Origin of the sequence: Pseudomonas sp. LFS044 (assembly GCF_047978245.1) — a bacterium.
GTDB lineage: Bacteria > Pseudomonadota > Gammaproteobacteria > Pseudomonadales > Pseudomonadaceae > Aquipseudomonas.
In genome coordinates this window covers 21,851-43,606 of the sequence record NZ_JBFPFX010000030.1, presented here as the reverse complement: position 1 = coordinate 43,606, position 21,756 = coordinate 21,851, and the positions used below count along the sequence as shown (strand labels likewise).

General features: G+C 63.2%; 19 protein-coding genes. 11 read left to right on the top strand and 8 right to left on the bottom strand.

Annotated elements, in window-relative coordinates:
* Nucleotides 1-41: 41 nt before the first annotated feature.
* Entirely contained in the window at nucleotides 42-1,226 is a 1,185-nt protein-coding gene (locus ACNQPL_RS21860; RefSeq protein ID WP_346611679.1) for a trans-sulfuration enzyme family protein, read from the bottom strand.
* 122 nt (nucleotides 1,227-1,348) lie between these two features.
* On the opposite strand from ACNQPL_RS21860, the gene ACNQPL_RS21855 reads away from it, so the two are divergent.
* On the top strand, nucleotides 1,349-1,810 hold the full coding sequence (locus tag ACNQPL_RS21855; RefSeq protein WP_346611680.1) for an Lrp/AsnC family transcriptional regulator: 462 nt from the start codon (nucleotides 1,349-1,351) through the stop codon (nucleotides 1,808-1,810).
* 125 nt (nucleotides 1,811-1,935) lie between these two features.
* On the opposite strand, the gene ACNQPL_RS21850 is transcribed toward ACNQPL_RS21855, so the two are convergent.
* The gene (locus ACNQPL_RS21850) at nucleotides 1,936-4,266 is read right to left on the bottom strand and encodes an FdhF/YdeP family oxidoreductase (RefSeq protein WP_346611681.1); all 2,331 of its coding nucleotides are present in this window, start codon (nucleotides 4,264-4,266) and stop codon (nucleotides 1,936-1,938) included.
* A 280-nt stretch (nucleotides 4,267-4,546) separates the two neighbouring features.
* Between ACNQPL_RS21850 and moaA the strand changes: the two genes are divergently transcribed.
* Both moaA and ACNQPL_RS21840 read left to right on the top strand, forming a co-directional pair.
* Nucleotides 4,547-5,551, top strand: coding sequence for a GTP 3',8-cyclase MoaA (gene moaA, locus ACNQPL_RS21845; RefSeq protein ID WP_346611682.1), 1,005 nt, complete (start codon nucleotides 4,547-4,549; stop codon nucleotides 5,549-5,551).
* A 20-nt stretch (nucleotides 5,552-5,571) separates the two neighbouring features.
* The gene (locus ACNQPL_RS21840; protein WP_346611683.1) at nucleotides 5,572-6,471 is read left to right on the top strand and encodes a bestrophin family protein; all 900 of its coding nucleotides are present in this window, start codon (nucleotides 5,572-5,574) and stop codon (nucleotides 6,469-6,471) included.
* A gap of 117 nt (nucleotides 6,472-6,588) precedes the next feature.
* On the opposite strand, the gene moaB is transcribed toward ACNQPL_RS21840, so the two are convergent.
* On the bottom strand, nucleotides 6,589-7,128 hold the full coding sequence (gene moaB, locus ACNQPL_RS21835; RefSeq protein WP_416467890.1) for a molybdenum cofactor biosynthesis protein B: 540 nt from the start codon (nucleotides 7,126-7,128) through the stop codon (nucleotides 6,589-6,591).
* A gap of 140 nt (nucleotides 7,129-7,268) precedes the next feature.
* Here moaB and ACNQPL_RS21830 point away from each other — a divergent pair, with 140 nt between their 5' ends.
* Together ACNQPL_RS21830 and ACNQPL_RS21825 are read left to right on the top strand one after the other, a co-directional pair.
* Nucleotides 7,269-8,156, top strand: a complete 888-nt coding sequence (locus ACNQPL_RS21830; RefSeq protein WP_416467889.1) for a LysR family transcriptional regulator — start codon at nucleotides 7,269-7,271, stop codon at nucleotides 8,154-8,156.
* A 158-nt stretch (nucleotides 8,157-8,314) separates the two neighbouring features.
* Nucleotides 8,315-9,208 carry a DUF6216 family protein gene (locus ACNQPL_RS21825; RefSeq protein ID WP_416467888.1) on the top strand — a complete coding sequence of 298 codons (894 nt, stop codon included), beginning with the start codon at nucleotides 8,315-8,317 and terminating at the stop codon, nucleotides 9,206-9,208.
* A gap of 35 nt (nucleotides 9,209-9,243) precedes the next feature.
* Here the strand turns inward: ACNQPL_RS21825 and ACNQPL_RS21820 are convergent, their stop codons facing one another.
* Nucleotides 9,244-10,044: a helix-turn-helix transcriptional regulator gene (locus tag ACNQPL_RS21820; protein WP_387528672.1), complete on the bottom strand. Its 801-nt coding sequence runs from the start codon at nucleotides 10,042-10,044 to the stop codon at nucleotides 9,244-9,246.
* A 192-nt stretch (nucleotides 10,045-10,236) separates the two neighbouring features.
* Here ACNQPL_RS21820 and ACNQPL_RS21815 point away from each other — a divergent pair, with 192 nt between their 5' ends.
* Both ACNQPL_RS21815 and ACNQPL_RS21810 read left to right on the top strand, forming a co-directional pair.
* Complete coding sequence (locus ACNQPL_RS21815; RefSeq protein WP_346611688.1) at nucleotides 10,237-11,586, top strand: APC family permease; 1,350 nt, start codon at nucleotides 10,237-10,239, stop codon at nucleotides 11,584-11,586.
* A gap of 15 nt (nucleotides 11,587-11,601) precedes the next feature.
* Nucleotides 11,602-12,702: a P1 family peptidase gene (locus tag ACNQPL_RS21810; protein WP_416467887.1), complete on the top strand. Its 1,101-nt coding sequence runs from the start codon at nucleotides 11,602-11,604 to the stop codon at nucleotides 12,700-12,702.
* A gap of 111 nt (nucleotides 12,703-12,813) precedes the next feature.
* Here the strand turns inward: ACNQPL_RS21810 and ACNQPL_RS21805 are convergent, their stop codons facing one another.
* On the bottom strand, nucleotides 12,814-13,905 hold the full coding sequence (locus tag ACNQPL_RS21805; protein WP_416467886.1) for an NADH:flavin oxidoreductase/NADH oxidase: 1,092 nt from the start codon (nucleotides 13,903-13,905) through the stop codon (nucleotides 12,814-12,816).
* Nucleotides 13,906-13,990: 85 nt separating this feature from the next.
* Between ACNQPL_RS21805 and ACNQPL_RS21800 the strand changes: the two genes are divergently transcribed.
* The gene (locus ACNQPL_RS21800) at nucleotides 13,991-14,290 is read left to right on the top strand and encodes an ArsR/SmtB family transcription factor (protein ID WP_346611691.1); all 300 of its coding nucleotides are present in this window, start codon (nucleotides 13,991-13,993) and stop codon (nucleotides 14,288-14,290) included.
* Nucleotides 14,291-14,394: 104 nt separating this feature from the next.
* Here ACNQPL_RS21800 and mqo read toward each other — a convergent pair whose 3' ends face one another.
* Nucleotides 14,395-16,032, bottom strand: coding sequence for a malate dehydrogenase (quinone) (mqo, locus tag ACNQPL_RS21795; protein WP_346611692.1), 1,638 nt, complete (start codon nucleotides 16,030-16,032; stop codon nucleotides 14,395-14,397).
* Nucleotides 16,033-16,364: 332 nt separating this feature from the next.
* On the opposite strand from mqo, the gene ACNQPL_RS21790 reads away from it, so the two are divergent.
* The 3 genes from ACNQPL_RS21790 (at nucleotide 16,365) to ACNQPL_RS21780 (ending at nucleotide 20,416) form a co-directional block, all read left to right on the top strand.
* Complete coding sequence (locus tag ACNQPL_RS21790) at nucleotides 16,365-16,895, top strand: sigma-70 family RNA polymerase sigma factor (protein ID WP_416467885.1); 531 nt, start codon at nucleotides 16,365-16,367, stop codon at nucleotides 16,893-16,895.
* Nucleotides 16,896-16,899: 4 nt separating this feature from the next.
* Nucleotides 16,900-17,865 (top strand): FecR domain-containing protein, encoded by a 966-nt coding sequence (locus ACNQPL_RS21785; RefSeq protein WP_416467884.1) that lies wholly within the window; start codon nucleotides 16,900-16,902, stop codon nucleotides 17,863-17,865.
* A gap of 109 nt (nucleotides 17,866-17,974) precedes the next feature.
* A complete protein-coding gene (locus tag ACNQPL_RS21780) occupies nucleotides 17,975-20,416 on the top strand; it encodes a TonB-dependent siderophore receptor (protein WP_416467883.1) in 2,442 nt (813 codons plus the stop codon).
* 103 nt (nucleotides 20,417-20,519) lie between these two features.
* On the opposite strand, the gene ACNQPL_RS21775 is transcribed toward ACNQPL_RS21780, so the two are convergent.
* Both ACNQPL_RS21775 and ACNQPL_RS21770 read right to left on the bottom strand, forming a co-directional pair.
* A complete protein-coding gene (locus tag ACNQPL_RS21775; RefSeq protein WP_346611696.1) occupies nucleotides 20,520-20,711 on the bottom strand; it encodes a DUF4223 family protein in 192 nt (63 codons plus the stop codon).
* A gap of 96 nt (nucleotides 20,712-20,807) precedes the next feature.
* Nucleotides 20,808-21,668 carry a LysR family transcriptional regulator gene (locus ACNQPL_RS21770; RefSeq protein WP_346611697.1) on the bottom strand — a complete coding sequence of 287 codons (861 nt, stop codon included), beginning with the start codon at nucleotides 21,666-21,668 and terminating at the stop codon, nucleotides 20,808-20,810.
* Between the last annotated feature and the right edge of the window lie 88 nt (nucleotides 21,669-21,756).

The following is a 21,756-nucleotide window of genomic DNA, read 5'->3' as shown; positions in this document are numbered from 1 at the left end:
GTGCGGCGATCCGACTTGCCCCGCGAAGAGGCCTGCAGCATTTACACCGCAGCCGAAGCCTTCAGCGCTGCATCCAGATCCTCGATCAGATCGCGGTAATCCTCGATCCCGATCGACAGCCGCAACAAGCTTTCACTGATCCCCATCACACCCTTCTGCTCAGGGCTCAGGGAGTTGTGCGACATGCTCCAGGAGTGGTTGATCATGCTCTCCACGCCCCCAAGCGAATCGGCCAGCACGAAGATCCGCAAGGCTTCGACCAGGCGGTTGAGCGCTGCACGGTCGCCACCCTTGATTTTCATCGCCACCACTGCCCCGCCCGCCCTCATCTGACGCTTGCACAGGGCATGCTGCGGGTGGCTTTCCAGCCCTGGGTAATACACCTGCTCGACCTGCGGGTGGCGTTCGAGAAAACGCGCCACCTGCAGGGCATTGGCACACTGGCGCTCCATGCGCACGTCGAGGGTCTTGAGGCCGCGCAGGGCCAGGTAGCAGTCGAACGGCCCCTGGATGGCGCCAATGGCCATGCTGATTTTGCGCAGGCGTGCCAGCAACGCGTCGTTGGCGGCCACCACCACGCCGCCAGTCAGGTCCGAATGGCCGCCGATGTACTTGCTGGCCGAGTGCATCACCAGGTCCACCCCGAGGGTGATCGGCCGTTGGTTCCAGGGCGAACAGAAGGTGTTGTCGATGCAGGTGAGGATACCGCGCGCCCGCGCCAGGTCGCAGACCGCTTTGATGTCGACCAGGTGCAGCAACGGGTTGGTCGGCGACTCGATCCAGATCAGCTGGGTTTCAGGTTTGATCGCTGCAGCCACGGCCTCGACATCATTGAGGTCGACATAGGTCGTGGTCAGGCCCGAAGTGTGCGCGCGATAGTCTTCGAGGATACGGAAAGTACCGCCGTAGACCCCGTTCATCACCACTACGTGGGCGTCCTTGGGCAGCAACTCCAGCACCGTGGCGGTGGCGTTGACACCTGAGGCACAGGCTACCGCGCCGACACCTTCTTCCAGCGCCGCGACGCAGCTTTCATACGCATGCCGGGTGGGGTTGCCGACGCGGCTGTAGGCGTACTCCGGGTTGTCGTCAAGGCTGCGCTTGGTGTACGAGCTGGCCGTGTAGATCGGCGGAAAGATCGCGTTGTCGGCGACGCTGAACTGCTCGCCGGCGTGGATGGTACGGGTGGCGAAATTGCGCGGCTTGTCGGACATGGTCGGGCCCATTGGCAGATGTAAGTGCGCAACTATCGCACAATCCCGAGGGACGACAACGCCTGTGCTTGCAGGAATTTTTTCTATTGTTGGAGTAATCTGGGGAATATTTTTCTGACCGGCCTGTAACCGATATGGACAGCTTCGACCAGCACATCCTCACCCTGCTCCAGCGCGACGCGTCGATCTCGCTGAAAGACCTGGCCGAGGCCGTCAACCTGTCTACCACACCCTGCTGGAAGCGGGTCAAGCGCCTGGAAGAAGACGGCTACATCCTCGGCCGCGTCGCCCTGCTCGACCCCGAGCGCCTGGGCTTGGGGCTGACGGTGTTCGTCCAGCTCAAGACCCAGTGCCACGACAGTGCCTGGCTGGAACGGTTTGCCACGACGGTGAAGGGCTTCGAGGAGGTGATGGAGTTCTATCGTATGTCGGGGGATTGGGACTACATGCTGCGGGTGGTGGTCGGTGACATTGCGGCCTACGACCGGTTCTACAAGAAGCTGATTACCAGCACCGACGGGCTCTCCAATATCACCTCCAGTTTTGCCATGGAGCAGATGAAGTACACCACGGCTTATCCGGTGCACAGAAGCTGATTTGGGCTGCCTGTGCTGGCCTCATCGCCGGCAAGCCGGCTCCCACAGGTACGGCACAGGTCTTGAGGGTTGCATCAATCCTGCAGGAGCGGGCTTGCCCGCGAGGAGCCAGCACAGGCAACCGATCAATCCGCCGCCAGCACCGCCTCGATCCGGTTACCGGCCCTGGCCTTCTCCAACCGAATCGCCACGAACTTCGACGTCGGCGTGTAAGTCCCCTCGCCATAGCTCTCCAGCGGCACCAGCGGGTTGGTCTCCGGGTAGTAAGCCGCTGCCTGCCCATCCGGTATGTCATACGGCACCAGACGGAACCCCGACACCCGCCGCTCCACACCGTCCTCCCACAGCGACACCAGGTCTACATGCTCGCCCGGCTCGAAGCCCAGCCGACGGATATCCGCCTCGCTGACAAACACCACCTCTCGCAACCCGAATACCCCGCGGTAACGGTCATCAAGCCCGTACAGGGTGGTGTTGTACTGGTCGTGCGAGCGCATGGTCTGCAGGATCAGGTCCGGCTTGTCGCCCCGTGCCAGCACCTTGGCGTTGACCAGTTGCTCGGGCAACTGGCTGGCACTGAAACGTGCCTTGCCGGTGGCAGTGCGCCAGTTGCGCTCGGCAGCGCTGTTGCCCAGGTGGAAGCCGCCCGGGTGCTGCAGGCGCTCATTGAAGTTGGCGAAGCCCGGAATGACATCGGCGATCATGCTGCGAATACGGCTGTAGTCGGCCACGGCGTATTCCCAGTCGATGGGCTGGTTACCCAGGGTGGCCTTGGCCATGCCGGCGACGATCCACGGCTCCGAACGCATGTGCGGCGAGCGCGGGCGCAGCTGGCCGTGGGAGATATGCACCATGCTGAAAGTATCTTCCACGGTCACGCCTTGCGGCCCTTCGGCCTGCAGGTCGATTTCGGTACGGCCCAGGCACGGCAGGATCAGCGCATCGCGCCCAGTGACCAGGTGCGAGCGGTTGAGCTTGGTGGAAATCTGCACGGTCAGCGCGCAGTTGCGCAGCGCCGCGTGGGTACGGGGGGTGTCCGGGGTGGCCTGGGCGAAGTTGCCGCCCAGGGCGATGAACACTTTGGCACGCTGCTCTTCCATGGCCTGGATCGCCAGCACCGCGTTGTGCCCATGAGCACGCGGCACGCGGAAGTGGAAGCGTTTTTCCAGCGCGTCGAGCAGCGCCGCCTTGGGCTTTTCGTCGATGCCCATGGTGCGGTCGCCTTGCACGTTGCTGTGGCCGCGGACCGGCGACAGGCCGGCGCCGGGCTTGCCGACGTTGCCGCGCAGCAGCTGCAGGTTGACGATTTCCTGCACGGTCGGCACCGAGTGACGGTGCTGGGTGACGCCCATGGCCCAGCACATGATCACCCGCTCGGCCTTGCGGTACATGCGCGCCGCCAGCTCGATCTCGGCCAGGGTCAGCCCGGACTGCTCGACGATGTGCTCCCACGAAGTGGCATCCACCGCCGCCAGGTAATCATCGACGCCGCTGGTCTGCTCGGCGATGAATGCGTGGTCGAACACCGCAGGCTCACCCTTGGCCTGGGCTTCGCGTTCCCACTGCAGCAGGTACTTGGCGATGCCGCGCATGGCCGCCATGTCGCCGCCCAAGGCCGGGCGGAAATAGGCGCTGGTAGTCGGCTCGGAGCCGTTGCTGAGCATCTCGAACGGGTGCTGAGGGTGCTGGAAGCGCTCCAGGCCACGCTCCTTGAGCGGGTTGAAGCACACCACCTGGGCGCCGCGCTTGACCGCTTCGCGCAGCGGTTCGAGCATGCGCGGGTGGTTGGTGCCGGGGTTCTGGCCGATGACGAAGATCGCGTCGGCCAACTCCAGGTCATGGAACACCACCGTGCCCTTGCCCACCCCGAGGGTTTCCGACATGCCCACGCCGCTGGCCTCGTGGCACATGTTCGAGCAGTCGGGGAAGTTGTTGGTGCCATAGGCGCGAACGAACAGCTGGTAGAGGAACGCCGCTTCGTTGCTGGCCCGGCCCGAGGTGTAGAATTCGGCCTGATCGGGCGATTCGAGCGCCCGCAGGTGCTTGGCGACCAGGGCGAAGGCCTCTTCCCAGGACGTTTCGACGTAGTGGTCGGTGGCCGCGTCATAGCGCATCGGGTGAGTCAGGCGGCCCTGGAACTCGAGCCAGTAATCGGTCTGCTCGGCCAGGGCGCTGACGCTGTATTTTGCGAAGAACGCCGGGTCGACGGAGCGGCCGGTCGCTTCCCAGTTGACCGCCTTGGCGCCGTTTTCGCAGAACTTCACCATGTCGCTTTCCGGCGACTCGCCCCAGGCGCAGCCCGGGCAGTCAAACCCGCCGTTCTGGTTGGTCTTGAGCATGGCCCGCAGGTTCTTGAAGGCATTGTCGCTGCCCAGCCAGCTCTTGGTCACGCTCTTCAGCGCGCCCCAGCCGGCGGCCGGCCCCTTGTAGTCCCTGATGTGTTCGTCCTGGCTCATGCGGTCAATCCTCACGCGGGCATCGAAAAGGTGCAGCGGATCGTGTCGTCCGGTGCTTGTTTCCAGCCTATGGATGCCGGCATAGGGCCGTCCAATCGAAATGTCTTACGGGGTGATAGGCCGTTTCGATGATGGATCGGACAGGCGCTGCAGCCCCTTTGAATACGCGGCCTGCAGCTGTGATAGAGGAGATCGATCAAGCAGTCGGGGAAAGCAATTTGACGGGGCGCACCGCAGGTTATAGCTTGGTCCTGAAACCCCTCCCCTGCCGAGCGCGAACGTGGAACAGAACAGCCGGGCCCTGATCGACGGCTTCAATCGGAAAATCGACTACCTGCGGATGTCGGTCACGGACCGCTGCGACTTCCGTTGCGTCTATTGCATGGCCGAAGACATGCAGTTCCTGCCGCGCCAGCAAATTCTCAGCCTCGAAGAGCTGTTCCAGGTAGCCGAGCGTTTCGTTGCCCTGGGCACCCGCAAGATCCGCCTGACCGGTGGCGAGCCCTTGGTGCGCCAGGGCATCGTCGACTTGTGCGGGCGCATCGCTGCCCTGCCCGGCCTGCGCGAACTGTGCATGACCAGCAACGGCTCGCAACTCGGTCGCCTGGCCCAGCCCCTGTTCGACGCCGGGCTGTCACGCCTGAACATCAGCCTGGACAGCCTGGATACCGAGCGTTTCAAGCAACTGACCCGCACCGGCGACCTCACGCAGGTGATCGCCGGCATCGACGCGGCGCGTCGCGCGGGCTTTCAGCGTATCAAGCTCAACTGCGTGGTGCTCAAGGGGCGTAACGATCACGAACTGGTCGACTTGGTGCGCTTCGCCATCGACCGCGAGCTGGACATCACCTTCATCGAAGAAATGCCGCTGGGCGTGATCAGCGAGCATGAGCGCGGCGAGTCGTTCTGCTCCAGCGACGAGGTCCGCGCGCGCCTGGCCGAGCAGTTCACCCTGGTCGAATCGACCGAATCGTCCCAGGGCCCGGCCCGTTACTGGCGCCTGGCCGAAGCGGCCAGTACCCGCGTCGGCTTCATCTCGCCGCACAGCCACAACTTCTGCGCCACCTGCAACCGCGTGCGCCTGACCGTCGAAGGCCGGCTGCTGCTGTGCCTGGGCAACGAACACTCGATGGACCTCAAGCAGGTGCTGCGCGGCCATCCAGGCGATGCCGAGCGGCTGGAAAAAGCCATCCGCGACTCGCTGCACCTCAAGCCCTACCGCCACCACTTCGAAGTGGGTGGCGATGTGCAGATCCTGCGTTTCATGAACATGACCGGCGGCTGATCGGCTGCCTCAGGATTTCCATGATCGTCCACTCCCGCCCTGATGTGCTGCGCGTGCTGTTCACCCTCAAGGGTTCAATCGTCAAGCGCATTGCCTTGCGCTGCCTGATGGTCACCTTGCTGGCCGCGCTGATTGTGCTGGTCGAGCACCACTACCCGGCGTTTTTCTACCCGGTCAGCGCCACACCCTTCACCTTGCTCGGCCTGTCGCTGTCGATCTTCATGAGCTTTCGCAACAACGCCTGCTACGACCGCTGGTGGGAGGGGCGCAAGGCCTGGGGCAAGTTGATCATCGAGACCCGCTCGTTCGTGCGTGAGAGCGTGGTGATTGCCGATGAAACCGTGCGTGCCGAGCTGCTGCGCAGCCTGTGCGGGTTTGCCCATGCGCTGAATGCACGGCTGCGCAACGAGGATGATGTGGCAGCCGCCCGACCGTGGCTGGTCAACGCCGCTACGGTCAGCCCGCACAATGTCTGTGACGGTATCCTGCAGGCCATCGGCGCGCGCTGCTCACGCCTGGCCGAGCAGCAACAGATCAGCGACTGGCGCTACAGCCTGCTGGAGCAACGCCTGGTCGGGCTGTCGGAGGTCCAGGCCACCTGCGAGCGCATCAAAGGCACACCTTTGCCGTTCCCCTATACCTTGCTGCTGCACCGCACCATCTACATCTTCTGCCTGCTGTTGCCCTTTGCGCTGGCCGAGCCGCTGGGCTGGCTGGCGCCGCTGTTCACCACCATCGTCGGGTACACGTTCTTCGGGCTGGATGCGATCGGCAACGAGCTGGAAGACCCGTTCGGGCGGGACGAAAACGATTTGCCGACCGATGCCATGGTACGCACGGTCGAGCGCGATGTGCTGGGGGCGCTGGGGGTGCAGCCATTGCCACCGGCGTTGCAGCCGGTGGAGCATGTGCTGAGCTGAACATTGATGTTGGCAATGCCGGCCTCTTCGCGGGGCAAGCCCGCTCCCACAGAAAACCTCGGATCCACCACCTGCCTCAGTGGAAGCGGGCTTGCCCCGCGAAGAGGCCGGTACAGATCACCCGCGGCTTTCGCAGGCTTCGATGGGTTTGAGGTGTTTGACGAAATTGCACGGCTGGTGCCGCGCATCCAGCTGCTCCGCCAGGATGCCTTCCCATGCCGTGCGACAGGCGCCGGTCGAGCCCGGCAGGCAGCACACCAGGGTGCCATTGGCCATACCGGCCAGCGCCCGGCTTTGCACGGTCGAGGTGCCGATATCGAGAATCGACAGCGCGCGGAACAGCTCGCCGAAACCGTCGATACGCCGGTCGAACAAGCATTCCACCGCTTCCGGCGTGCTGTCGCGCCCGGTAAAGCCGGTGCCGCCCGTGATCAGTACCACCTGCACCTGCTCATCGGCAATCCAGGTGGCAACCTGGGCGCGGATCTTGTACAGGTCGTCCTTGAGCAGCGCGCGTGCGACCAGGCGGTGGCCAATCTGCACCGAGCGGCTGGCCAGCAGTTCGCCGGAGGTATCGTTGTCGTAGGTGCGGGTGTCGCTGACCGTCAGTACGGCGATGTTGAGCGGTACGAAGACCGCGTCGGGTTTGACGCGCACGGTGTGGCTCCTTGAGTGGCAGTAGCGCCACGCTAAAGGGCCTGGCCCCGCAGCGTCCAATCGATATGGCGTACCGCCCGATCAATGACATCTATCGCTGACTTGGTTAAGGTCAGCATAACCAGACGCCAGGCTTTCCCATGGACATCAAGCAGCTCAAGTTCCTCATCGCCCTCGACCAGACCCGCCACTTCGGCCAGGCCGCAGCGCTGTGCCACATCACCCAACCGACGCTGTCCATGCGCCTGCGCAACCTGGAGGACGAACTGGACCTGGTGCTGGTCAAGCGCGGCCAGCGCTTCGAAGGCTTTACCGAGGCTGGCGAACGTATCCTGGCCTGGGCCCGCACACTGCTCGCTGCCCACGATGGCCTGCAGGCCGAGGCCGCCAGCTGCCGTGGCCAGGTGGTCGGCAGCCTGCGCCTGGGTACCGTGCCGCTGGCCAGTTTCAACCCTATGCAACTGCTGCTGCCGCTGCGCGAAAAATACCCAGAGTTGCAGTTTCAGCTCAGCTCGCACAGCACCGAGCAGATCATGGATGGGCTGAGCCGCAACCAGCTCGACCTGGGCATCTGCTACCTGGACCAGGTCAATGCCAACTTCTTCGAAGTAATCGAACTGGGCAAAACCACCATGGGCCTGCTGCACGATACCCGGCACTTTCAATTCGCGGCGGGCACCCTGGCCTGGGAGGACCTCGCCAGGATCCCCCTGGGGCTGCTGAGCAAAGGCATGCACTACCGCCAGTCGCTGGACTTGAGCTTTCGCAGCCGCAGCCTGGAACCCAACGCCGTGCTGGAAAGCGACTCCAGCTTCCAGCTGGTCCAGGCCATCAACACCGGCGTGTGCTGCGCAATCATGCCGCTCGATTGCGGCCTGGAAGACTTGAGCGACCACATGCGCATCATCCCCATCGCCGACGCCAGCATCCACAGCCCGGTCGGCCTGCTGCTGCGCCGCAGCGAGCCACGTTCGGCGATTGCCGAGCAGTGTTTTGACGAGGCACGTGTTTTGTTCGCTACAACGTGATTCCGGAACAACCACAGAAACTTCCTACAGCACACTAGGAAGTTTCTGCAGCGACACGCCTCTCTTACGGCTTTTATCATAGGCCGCTCTGCCGCGTGACTTTCACGGGCTCGGGGTCATGCATGGGCCTGCACATTATTAATGTCCAAGGATCTGACATGACAACACCTGTCGCTACACCCCTGGTATGGAGTGCCGAAACCCTGGCCCCACTCGGTGGCTTCGGCTTATTGGCTCTGTTTTTCTGGCTGCTCTGGTTCATCTATAGCCGGGCCGGTTCGCTCTACTTCCTACGCGATCTGATTTGGCGCAGCTTCGGTGGCAAGACGGAATTCGACGACCAATCACCATTGAATGCCATGAGAAAAGAGCTGCGTGATATCGAATTCTTCCGCTACGAGTTCAACATTCCTGCAACAAACTTACAGGAAGCGGCCCTCGCCCATCGCTGGATCATCGAAAATGGTTTTAGCCCGAGCGACATTGGCCGCAATCGCCGTTACATGGACTGGGCCGACTTCAATGCCCCGAATTTCGCGACACACCGTTTCGCTCGCAAGAAATTCGGCTGGTTGTTCGGGTTCCTGATCGTATTGGTTTGCGCGATAGCGCCTGTTCCCCTTGCTTCGGAGTCCAAATACCTGATGGTCTCGTTGAAGGACTCACCTGATACGCCGTCATTCTACCTGTCGGAAAATGACATCAAATTCGAAATGTGGTGGCCCGAGCGTTTTCTCACGGCCGAAAAATGCCGCACGCCCGAGGGCAGGCAGCCGTTCAACGCTTACTTGGCGGATGACAAACTGGATATCGTCTGCTCGTTCTTCATGGACCCTGCTTACACCTCGCACGTGGAAAAAGGCCTGAAAGAGCAACGTTCAATCCTGGCCGGTTTCGCCCTGATCTGCATGGTCGGGTTGATCCTGGCAGTGCTGAAATTGGCGCGAATGGAGAGGGCCAGCGCGCTTTACCAGCAGTGGCAGCGTCGCCTGGCAGCAACAAGCGCCAACCCTGCTGGCGCGCCGTCGCCTGGCGCTACTGCCGGGGCGTGAACCTCGCGCGGGCGCACTCGCCACCGGTACTGCATTCAAGGATGCTGCGGATCATGCCCCAATGACTGCAGAAACAGCGAAAACAGCTCCGGCTGTGACGAAATGTCGAGCTTGGTGTACAGATGCCGCCGGTGCACCTTGATCGTCTCCGGTGAAATCCGCAGCCGCTCGGCCATGGCCTTTGATGAGAACCCTCGCAGGATCAGCCGGGCAATCTCCAGCTCACGCTCGGACAACACCCCCGCGCCGAACTGGCTGAGCGCATCGCGCACCTGCTCGGCGACCGGCTCGTCCTGCGCCAGTGCGCGCTTGCGGCCAGCCTGCCAATGCTGTTGCATCAGCGCCAGCACCCATGGGCAAAGCATCGCCAGCAGGCCGTATTGCTCGGCGTCGAATGCCAGCCCCCTGCCCAGCGACAAGGTCAAGGCGCCCTCCCCGGCAAGCTGCAGAATGAACTGCACCTCGTCTTCCAGCACGTGGGCCTGGAACCAGCTGATGTAGTACTCGCTTTGGTGGAACTGGTCCGGCGCCACCTCATCCAGCCGGTGCAGGCCACTGCTCACGCCGTCCTGGCAGGCCAGGTAGAACGGGTCGAGTTGGTACAACCCGCTCAAGTACAGCGACATTGCCGCCGGGCCTGCCTGCCGCCCGGCGTCGTGCTCCTCCTGCACCACCGGTGTGCCGCTCAGGGGGTAGAACGCCGCCAGGGCGTTGTCGAACGGCAGCCAGCGGTGCAGCAGCAAAATCAGCTGCTTCCAGAAGCGCGGCTGGCCAATCTGTTCGATGGTACGGCCAAGGTTGGCATGCATGCCGACTTCATGAAAAACGTTGTGCATCGTGTCGGCTCCCCTGAACGCTGATGCGATTTCCCTCCTTTGCAACGCCCGCGTCAAGGGGCGTAACCCCAAAGGGTAATTGGCCGGCAACCGGCCCAAGCCTAGATTGCAACCCACGCAGCGCCCCGTCGAGAGGGCGCCCCCTTCTTTCGTTACTGCCTCAACCCCCAATAACAATTCGAGGAAAACGACATGCACGACAGTGCGCTCAAGCCCAGCCTGGGTATGCTCGACGTGGTCGCGATCACGGTATCGGCCGTCACCCCGGCCAGTTCCGTGTTCGTCATTGCGCCCTTCGCCATTGCCCAGGCCGGCAGCGGTGCCTTCCTGGCGTTTGTATTGGCCGGCTTGCTGGCATTGATGTTCGCCTGGTGCTATGCCGAACTGGGCCGCGCCCACAGCTCGGCAGGCGGTGAATACGTGTATGCCAAGCGGGTGTTCGGCGGCATGGCCGGCTACGCGACCTTTCTCACCGTGCTGGTTTCGCTGCTGTTCATCCCGCCGGTGCTTGCTACCGGCGCCGCCACCTACCTGAACAACGCACTGGGCACCGCGTTCGATACCCAGGCCGTGGCCCTGGCGATCGTCGCCGGCAGTTATGCCCTGGGCATCCTCAACATCCGCCTCAACGCCTGGGTCACCGGTGTGTTCCTGCTGTGCGAAGTGGCCGCGGTGCTGGTGATCGTGGTGTTGGGGCTGGGCAACGTCAGCCAGCCGCTGAGCGTGCTGGTCACGCCCCTGCACATCGACCACGGCCTGCTCGCCGCCGCCCCCTGGGCACTGGTGTTCGCCTCGATCGGTACCGCGCTGTTCGCCTACAACGGCTTCGGCGCCGCCGTGGTGCTGGCCGAGGACATGAAAGACGGCGGCCGCAGCACCCATCGCGCGGTGCTGTGGTCGCTGGCCCTGGTGGTGGCAATCGAGCTGGTACCCATCTGCGCCCTGCTGCTGGGCGCGCCCTCCCTGCAGGCCATGCTCGCCAGCCCCGACCCGATCGGCTATCTGCTCAATGCGCATGGCAACCCAACGCTGTCGCGGCTGGTCAGCGCGGGCATTTTCCTCTCGGTGTTCAATGCCATCATCGCCATTGTCATCCAGTCGGGGCGGGTGATCTTCAGCAGTGGCCGCGACCAGCTGTGGACGGCGTCGCTCAACCGCCTGTTCACGCGTATCCACCCACGCTGGGGTTCGCCTTGGCTGGCCACCCTGCTGCTGGCGATACCCTCCGCCGCGCTGAGCTTCAGCTCCAACCTCGAAGAGATGACCTCGTTCACCGTGCTGTTGCTGCTGATGGTCTACCTGGCGGTTGCCCTGTGCGGGTTGTTCAGCCGCGTGCTGCGTAGCGACCGCGAGCACCCGTACCGCATGCCGCTGTGGCCACTGCCAGCGCTGGTGGCGGTGGTCGGTGCGGGCTACCTGCTGCTCAGCGGCCTGCTGGGTGCGCCGCTTCGCGACATCCTCATCATTCTCGTGCTGCTAGTCGTTTCGGTGATCCTTTACAGCACTTACGGCAAGTTCAGCCCAGCCTTCCAGAAACTCTGACTTACAGGAATTCCTATGCGCGCTCGTCAACTTGGCATCACCCTGGGCCTTGGCCAACCCGGAGCATTCAACGCGATCACCGATGTCCCCGGTGTACGTGTCGGCCACAGCACGTTGCTTGCCGAAGGTACCGGCGGCAAGCAGGTACGCACTGGCGTGACGGTGGTGCAGCCGCGGCCGGCAGAGGCGCGCCTGGCGCCCTGCTTTGCCGGCGCTCATGTGCTGAACGGCAACGGCGATGCCACCGGCCTTGAATGGATCCGCGAAGCGGGCCTGCTGACCACGCCGATCGCCATCACCAACACCCACAGCGTCGGCGTGGTGCGCGATGCGCTGATCGCTGCCGAGCGCGACAGCCTGGCCGACCCGTCGGTGTACTGGTGCATGCCGGTGGTGCTGGAAACCTACGATGGCCTGCTCAACGACATCTGGGGGCAGCACGTTGGGCCTGCGCAGGTGACCGAAGCGCTCGCTCGCGCAGAGCCCGGCCCGGTCGCCGAGGGCGCGGTGGGCGGCGGCACCGGCATGATCTGCCATGAGTTCAAAGGGGGCATTGGCAGCGCCTCCCGGTGCCTGACGCCCGATCAGGGTGGCTGGACGGTGGGTGTGCTGGTGCAGGCCAACCATGGTCAGCGCCGTGAACTGCGGGTCGATGGTTACCCTGTCGGCCGGGTGCTGGGCGACACTCCCTCACCGTTTGCCGAACGTGGTGAGCCGGGCATGGGCTCGATCGTGGTGATCATCGCGACCGATGCGCCGCTGCTGCCACACCAGTGTCAGCGCCTGGCCCAACGGGCATCGATCGGCATTGCCCGCACCGGGGGCGGTACCGAGGATGCCAGCGGTGATCTGTTCGTCGCCTTCTCGACTGCCGAACAGCAACTGCCACCGGCGGCCTATGGACGTAAGGGCGTGCCGTTCAGCCAGGCGGTGCAGATGCTCAACAACGACCACATCACACCGCTGTTCATGGCCGCAGCCGAGGCGGTGGAAGAAGCGATCGTCAACGCGATGCTGGCTGGGGAGGATATGTACACCGCCGATGGGGTGCTGGTGCCAGGGTTGGCTGGGGAGCGGTTGCTGGCGGCGTTGGCTGAGGTGGGGTGGCGCAAATAAAGCGCGGACCTGTTGCGCGGCAAACCCGCCCCCACCGCCCGACGCAAACGCGGGGGTAGGAGCGGGCTTGCCCGCGATGAGGCCCGTGCAGGCTACTGCTGGATCAGCAACTCAACGATAACGCTCAAGCCAGTGAGCGTAAGGCGCCGGCAAGGTCCAGGCTGCTTTCTCCATGCCCAGCTCCTTGGCCGCGAAGTACGCCCAGTGCGGGTCGGCCAGGTGCGCACGCCCCACCGATACCAGGTCAAGCTGGTTGGCCTTCAGCGCGCCCTCAGCCAGCTGCGGCGTACCGAAGCCCCACGCCGACGTCACCGGCAGGCCCGCTTCACGGCGCACGCGCTCGGCAATCGGCCCCATGAACGCCGGGCCCCACGGAATGTTGGTCTGCGGGATGGTGAAGCCGACGCTGACACTCAGCAGGTCCAGGCCGCCGGCCTTGAACATGCGCGCCAACTCGATGGACTCATCCAGGGTCTGCTCGTCGCGGCCGTCATATTCCAGCACACCAAAGCGCGCAGTCAGCGGCAGGTGCTCCGGCCAGACCTCACGCACGGCCGCCAGGGTTTCCAGCAGGAAGCGGCTACGGTTCTCGAAGCTGCCGCCGTAGGCATCGGTACGCTGGTTGGAGTGCTCGGAGAAGAAGCTCTGGCCCAGGTAACCATGGGCGAAGTGCAGTTCGATCCACTCGAAGCCCGCCTCCCGCGCACGGCGGGCGCCATCGACGAAGTCCTGCTTCACCCGGGCGATGTCAGCCAAGGTCATTTCACGGGGCACTTTCGGCAGGTTGGCACCAAAGGCGATGGCCGACGGGGCGATGGTGCCCCAGCCGCGCGCGTCATCCGCCGCAATATGGTCATCACCTTCCCACGGGCGGTTGGCGCTGGCCTTGCGGCCGGCGTGGGCGATCTGGATGCCCGGCACCGAACCTGCAGCCTTGATTGCCTTTACCACGGGCACGAAGGCCTGGGCGTGGGCGTCGCTCCAGATACCGGCACAGCCGGGGGTGATGCGGCCTTCCGGTGCAACGGCAGTAGCCTCGACCACCAACAGGCCGGCACCGCCGCGGGCCATGCTGGCGTAGTGTACCTGGTGCCAATCATTGACCATGCCGTCCTCGGCCAGGTACTGGCACATCGGTGGAATAGCGATGCGGTTGCGCAGGGTAATGTCTTTGAGGGTGTAGGGTTCGAACAAGGCGGACATGGGAAAACTCCGGGTTCATCTGAATACGATAGTTCGATCATAATCGAACTATGGCAATTAATGAAACCCCCGTTATCATGGCGGCATGCGAGCCTACAAACACCCCAACCCTGAAGACCTGATTCTCGAGCGCCTGCTGTACGCCCTGAGCGACCCGGTGCGCCTGGAGATCGTGCGCCACCTGGCGGGCGTGGCCGAAGCCAGCTGCGGCGAGCTGGACGGCGGCCGGCCGAAGTCGAGCATGTCCCACCATTTCCGCGTATTGCGGGATGCGGGGCTGGTGCATACGCGCAATGTCGGCACCACCCACATGAACTCGCTGCGCAGCGAAATGCTCGACGAACGGTTCCCCGACTTGCTGGCGTGCATTCTGCGTCAGCGGTAATTCAGTGCCGCCCCTGTGGGGGTGTGCTTGCCCGCGAAGCGGCCGGTGAAGGCAAAAAAAAGCCACGAGGTCACCCCCGTGGCTTTTGATCACAACCGTGCCGCTTACAGCGCCATGTCGTTCTCGGGCTTGCTTTCGACCGGCTGGGTGACGCCAGTGGTGGTGCCGACGCTCTGGTCGATCACCGGTGGCTTCTCCAGCTGCAGGACTTCAGCGGTGTAGTTCCACTCTTTCTGGGTGGCAGCCGCCGAATCGTTGAGCTTGGTGCCGTAGCTCGGCACAATCTCTTTGATCTTGGCTTGCCATTCAGGGGTGGCGACTTTCTCTTTGAACACGGTTTCCAGCACGTTCAGCATGATCGGTGCGGCGGTCGAGGCACCTGGCGATGCGCCCAGCAGGCCTGCGATGGTGCGGTCTTGCGAAGCCACGACTTCGGTGCCCAGCTTGAGCACGCCGCCCTTGTCTGCATCACGCTTGATGATCTGCACGCGCTGGCCGGCCTGCCACAGTTTCCAGTCTTCTTTCTTGGCGTCCGGGAAGTAGGTGCGCAGCGCTTCGAAGCGGTCGTCATCCGACAGCATCAGTTGGCCAGCGAGGTACTCGACCAGCGGGTACTGCTCGATGCCCACCTTGGTCATTGGCCATACGTTGTGCAGGGTGGTGCTGCTGAGCAGGTCCAGGTACGAACCGTTCTTCAGGAACTTGGTCGAGAAGGTGGCGAATGGCCCGAACAGGATCACGCGCTTGCCGTCCAGCACGCGGGTGTCCAGGTGCGGTACCGACATGGGTGGCGCGCCAGTCGAAGCGATGCCGTAGGCCTTGGCCATGTGCTGCATGGCAATGGTCGGGTTCTCGGTCACCAGGAACGAGCCGCCAACCGGGAAGCCTGCGTATTCCTTGGCTTCAGGAATGCCCGACTTCTGCAGCAGCTTCAGTGCGCCACCGCCTGCACCGATGAACAGGAACTTGGCGTCGGTAGCCGATTCGGTACCGTCCTTCAGGTTCTTGTACTCGACGTGCCAGGAGCCGTCCTTGTTGCGGGTGATGTCCTGAACTTCGCTGGACAGTTGCAGGGTGAACTTGTCCTGGGTCTTCAGGTGGCCGACGAACTGGCGGGTGATCTCCCCGAAGTTGACGTCGGTGCCGATTGGGGTCCAGGTCACCGCCAGCTTCTGGTTCGGGTCGCGGCCTTGCATCATCAGCGGGACCCACTTGGCGATCTGCGCGTGGTCCTCGGAGTACTGCATCGGGCGGAACAGCGGGCTGGCCTGCAGCGCGTCGTAACGCTTCTTCAGGAACTTGATGTTGTCATCGCCCCAGACGAAGCTCATGTGCGGGGTGGTGTTGATGAACGAGTGCGGGTTCTTCAGCACGCCCTGACGGACCTGCCACGACCAGAACTGGCGGGAGATCTGGAAGGCTTCGTTGATCTCGATGGCCTTGGAGATGTTGACGTTGCCGTCTTTGTCTTCCGGGGTGTAGTTCAGCTCGGCCAGCGCGGAGTGGCCGGTGCCGGCGTTGTTCCAGCCGTTGGAGCTTTCTTCGGCGACGCCGTCCAGGCGCTCGACCATTTCCATCGACCAGCTTGGCTCCAGCTCGTGCAGCCACACGGCCAAGGTGGAGCTCATGATGCCGCCGCCGACCAGCAGCACATCGACTTTCTTGGTTTCTGCGGCGTGCGCTTGCATGAAGCTCGCAGCGACAGCCAGACCCAGCAAGGTCTTGCCAGCTTTCTTGAACATTGATCAATTCCAGTCAGTAGAACGAAGGTAGGGCCTGTGGCTGGCCCAGGTGTTTCGTGTTCTTCCGCGCAGGCTTGTTGTGATCATTGTTCAGCGGCTTAAAGAACCAGAAAACGACCCAGGCTTTTGTCGAATTGACCGACAGGGCTGAATCGTTTCGCTGATTGTATATGAATTGCCAGCACAAACAAATTGCGCGAGCCGGCGCAAGGCGGCAGGTTGTCTCATGCCATGTCGCCACTTATTTCACCGATTGCAGTATTCTTCTGCCAGCCCTACTATTGCGATCATTTCTCATTCGCACCCATTCAGTGCCAGCGCCGGATGCCGCCGTGGTTTCGATACCTGAGCCGAACAGCCCGATCCATACCTTGTACCAGAGCCATTCGCGCTGGCTGCTGGGCTTTCTGTACCGGCGCCTTGGCAATCGCCCGGATGCCGCAGACCTGGTGCAGGACACCTTTGTGCGCATCCTGCATCGCCCCCGCCAGTTCGATGGCCACACCGGTGAGCGCTCCTACCTTGCAACCATCGCCCGCGGCCTGTGCATCGACCACTGGCGCCGACAGAAGCTGGAAATGGCCTGGCTTGAACACTTGAGCCTGCAGCCCGCCGCCCTGCAACCTTCCCCCGAACAACGCGCACTGATCATCGAGACCCTGCACGAAGTCGACGCCATGTTGCTGCGCCTGCCAGCCAAGGTCAGGCAGGCCTTTCTGATGGCGCAGATCGATGGCCTGGCCTACCGCGATATCGCCGCGCACATAGGCGTCAGCGAACGCATGGTCAAGAAGTACCTGGCCCAGGCGTTCGTGCATTGCGCCATCCTCGAAGCCGAGCTCGACGGCCTGCTGGTGGAATGACGCCATGACGACGCCTGCGCAAAAACTCAGCCACGCCAGCTTGCAGGAAGCCGCCCACTGGTATGTGCAACTGCAGGACGAAAATGTCGGCCCGCAGCTGCGTCAGCAGTGGCAGTGCTGGTTCGACCAGCACGCTGACCACCAGGTTGCCTGGCAATACGTGCAGCGTGTCGGCCAGCGCTTTGCCCCGCTGCAGGCCGAGAGCACGGGCGCGGGCCGGGTGCTGCGCGCACAGGATGCGCAGCGCTTCAGCCGCCGCACAGGGCTCAAGTCACTGCTGGTGCTGGGTGCCAGCTCGCTGCTTGGCTGGCATGCCTGGCGTGGGGCGCCACTGTCGGGCTGGAGTGCAGACCTTGCTACCGGCATCGGCGAAACCCGTGAAACACGCCTGGCTGACGGTAGCCAATTGTGGCTGGCGGCACAGACTGCGGTGGACCTGGACTTTTCTGCACTGGCCCGTGTGCTGCACCTGCGCTTCGGTGAAATCCTCGTGGAAACCGCCCACGAACCACGCCGGCCATTCCTGGTCGATACCGCCCAGGGCCGCATGCAAGCCTTGGGCACGCGTTTCGCGGTGTACCAGCAGGACGAAACCACGCGGCTGGATGTGTATGCCGGCGCGGTTGAGGTGTGCACGGCGCTCAGCGGCGAGCGGTGCATTGTGCAAGCCGGCCAGCAGGTGAATTTTACCGCCCGGGGCATCGGCGCCACGGGCCCGGCACAGAGCGCTGGGGAGTCGTGGATCCACCAGCGCCTCAATGCCGAAGGCATGCCGTTGGCGCAGTTGCTGCAGACCTTGGGCCGCTACCGCCATGGTCATCTGGGCTGGCACCCGGCCGTGGCCCAGCTGTCGGTGATGGGGGCTTTCCCGCTCAACGATAGCGACCGTGCGCTGGCCTTGCTGCAAGCGGCGTTGCCTGTTCGCGTGCAAAAACTGACGCCCTGGTGGGTGAGTGTCGAGCCCGCCTGAAGGGCTGGGTGAAAATAATCTTCGGTCGCCGGTTCCCTTTTCCTCGACTCGTTCGGTTTATCCCTCACAAGCCACTTCACTTCACAGTACATCGATTCCAGGGACCCGCATGCCGACGCCTTTCCACCCCGCGTTCCGCCTGGCGCTTGCCGCGCCGCTTTACCTGTGCGCTGCCGCGCCGCTGATGCTGCCCGCAGCGCTGGCCTACGCCGAACAGCCAATCGGCACCCAGACCCAATTCGACATTGCCCCTGGCTCGCTCGCGGCTGCCCTGAACCAGTTCAGCAGCCAGGCCGGCATTTACCTGGCCGGCAGCAACGCCTTGGCCGCCGGCAAAACCAGCCAGGGCCTGCAGGGCCGTTACAGCGTCGCCCAGGGCCTGGCCCTGCTGCTGCAGGGTAGCGGCCTGCAGGCAGTGCCGCAGGGCAATGCCGGTTACGTGCTGCAACCAGTCGCCGAAGGCAATGCCCTGCAACTGGATGCCACAGCAGTCAATGCCGCCGCCGAGCTCACCAGCAATGGCCAGGGCGACACCGGTTACCGCGCAGTCACCAGCGCCACCGCCAGCAAGACCAGCAGCGCCCTGGCCGACACGCCGCGCTCGGTGTCGGTGGTCACCCGCCAGCGCATGGACGACCAGCAATCGCAGACCCTCACCGAAGTACTCGGCTATGTCCCGGGCATCTTTTCACCGCCCTTCGCCGGCGGTGATGGCCAGGCCGGCGACCTGTTCTTCATCCGCGGCTTCAACGCCACCGACTACGGCTACGGCCTGCTGCGCGACGGCCTGCGGGTGCAGGGCAACCGCTATGACACCAGCAGCGAACCCTACGGCCTGGAGCGGGTGGAAGTGTTCCGCGGCCCGACCTCGATCCTTTATGGCGAGAATGCGCCGGGGGGTGTGGTCAACCTGGTCAGCAAACGGCCGACCGAACAAACCCGCGGTGAAGTGCAGTTGAGCTACGGCTCGCACAATCGCCGCCAGTTGGGCGTGGACGTCTCGGGCCCGCTGAACGAAGAAGGCAATGTCCTCGGCCGCCTGGTAATGATGGGCCGCAAGTCTGACACCCAGGTCGATCATCAGCCGGATGACCGCCTGTACCTGGCGCCATCGCTGACCTTGAATTTCGACGAGTTCAACAGCCTGACCGTGCTGGCGACCTACCAGCGCGACCGCACCTTGATGGAACTGGGCTACCCCGCCGCCGGTACACTGCTGCACAACCCCAACGGCAAGATCGACAAGGACCAGTTGTCCGGCAACCCGGACTGGGACAACTTCGAGCGTGAAACCTGGAGCCTGGGCTACGCCTTCAGCCACCGCTTCAATGACACCTGGCAGTTCCGCCAGAACTCCCGCTACATGCAGTCGCGCATCGACCGCCAGGAAATGTGGCCCGGCAACCTCAACAACGGCGGTTTCGGCACCATCCTGAGCAACCAGGCCTACGACCGCTATAACAAATCCATCGCCTACTCGCTGGACAACCAGTTCGAAGGCAACTTCCACAGCGGCGCGTTCGAACACACCCTGCTGCTGGGAGCGAGCCTGGACCGCACCTCGTTCAACCAGGACTGGGACGCCGGCAATGGCGGTACCATCAACGTCTTCAACCCGGTCTGGAACGGCCAGCCGAGCACGCCCTTACACGTGCAGAACGCCTTGCTCGAGCAAACCATGTATGGCCTCTACAGCCAGCTGCAGACCAAGGTCGACAACTGGGTACTGCTGCTCGGCGGGCGCCTGGACCGGGTCAACAGCCAGTTCCGCAACAAGGCCGGCACCCTTAACGCGCAAGCCGACATGGACAGCTGGGACAGCGATTTCACCTGGCAGACCGGTGTGATGTACCAGTTCGAAAACGGCCTGTCGCCCTACTTCAGCTACTCCACCGCCTTCGCCCCGACCCAGCAAACCGAAAGCAGGAGCGGCCCGCTGGACCCGACCACCAGCGAACAGTACGAAGTGGGCATCAAGTACGAACCCAAGGGCTGGAATACCGCCTTCACCGCGTCGGTGTACGACCTGCGCAAGAAGGACGATGTGCTGTTCGACGCCAGCGTCGGTGATTACCGCCAGATCGGCGCCAGCCGGGCCAAGGGTGTGGAGCTGGAACTCAACAGCGACCTGAGCGAGAACCTGAACCTGACCGCTGCCTATACCTATACCGATTCGCGCATCACCAAGGATGTGGCGGGGTCGCTTTACGAGGACCACCAGATGACCGGCGTTCCGCGCAACCAGGCCTCGGTATGGAGCACCTATCGCATGCGCGACGGGCTGCTCAAAGGCCTGCAGCTCGGTGCAGGCGTGCGTCATTTCGACAGCACCTTTGCCTACACCCCGGCCACCCTGTACGGCAAGCTCGACACCGGTGACGTCACCCTGGTAGATGCCAAGGTGGGCTACACCATCGATGACAACTGGTCGGTCGAAGTGAATGCGCGAAACCTGTTCGACAAAGAATATGTGGCCGGCTGCAACAATGCCGGGCGCTGCTACTGGGGTGAAGAACGCACGGTGCTTGGCACGGTATCGCTGCGCTGGTAGCACCTTCGCCACCTCAATGGCAGGCAAACAAAAACCCCCGGCACAAGCGTGACCGGGGGTTCTGGATCAGGCCGCAAGCGCCCCGATCAGGGTGTAGCCAAGATCACTGCGGCGCAGGCAGCTTGTCGATCGGGCCGCAGCCACCGATGACCTTGGAAATGGAAACCGAAGGGTGGAACAGGTAGTCATACGAGCAGTTTTTCTGCGCGTTGTAGACCTGGCCAGTGCAGCCCGACAGCAGGGCAACGCCCGAAACGACAGCGACGGCTACAGTGGCCTTGAACAGCTTTTTCATACTAAGTCCTTTAAATGCATCATCTTCGGCCATCATTCTGATGGCGGCGGGATGATACAGAACCCGGTCATTGGATCCAACCAATACCGGCCGGTGCTAGGCGCTTATCGACTCGAAGCTGCGTATCGGCGACGGCACCGGGCAAAACTGCGGGAACTCCTCTTCGACGATCCACGGCTCTTTCATCACCAGGTAAACATCGAGGAAGTCGGAAAAGCCTGGCCAGACGAACAGCTGATTGGCCTCGGCCACCGCCCGGGAAAGCACGCCCATGCCGCCGAAGCTCTTGATCATGGAAACGCTGACGATCTCGCTGCCGGAATGGAACACCGTCGCCCCTTGCAGCGCGCCGGTCCTGCGCTCGGCAAAGCGCGAGAAGATCGAGGCGTAAGGGCATTCGGGCAAGGGCTTGATGACCACCGAAGGCACGGCGTCATCACTGACCGAGCAGGCCACCACCTCGATACGCAGGCCCTTGAGGGACACCGAATAGAAGCCAGCGGGCACGCTGTCACCCAGGATCACCACCATGTCGGCTTCGCCCTTGGCCAGTTTGGTGAGGTTGTCGGGGGTTTCCGAACAACTGAAGATCGGGCTGCAACCGGTCAGGTTGCCGACCACCCCACCCATGATCTGCTGGTTGATCTCCATCGACAGAGTGCTGTTCAAGGCAACGCGCAGGGGCTGGCTCTGGCGCTCGCGCAATTGATTGATCTTGAGCTGCATGCGCTCGGATGAGCGGACGATCTCCAGCACATGAGGCAGTATGCCCGCCCCTTCCTGGGTGAGTGACACCCCTTTGTTGGTACGGTCGAACAGCTTGAAGCCGCAGTGATCTTCAAGTTTTTTCAGCTGCGCGGCCAAAGCCTGCACAGTGACATGCACCTGTTCGGCTGCATCGGTGATCGACCCCGTCCTGGCGACGTTCACAATGTTTCTGAGAACCCTGATATCCATTCCACTCCCCTCCCTTTCTCGCTGAAGCCGGCTTGCAACGAGGCCAACGAGCATAGCGCACTACCCTGCCCCTGTCTGCCCGCCCGGC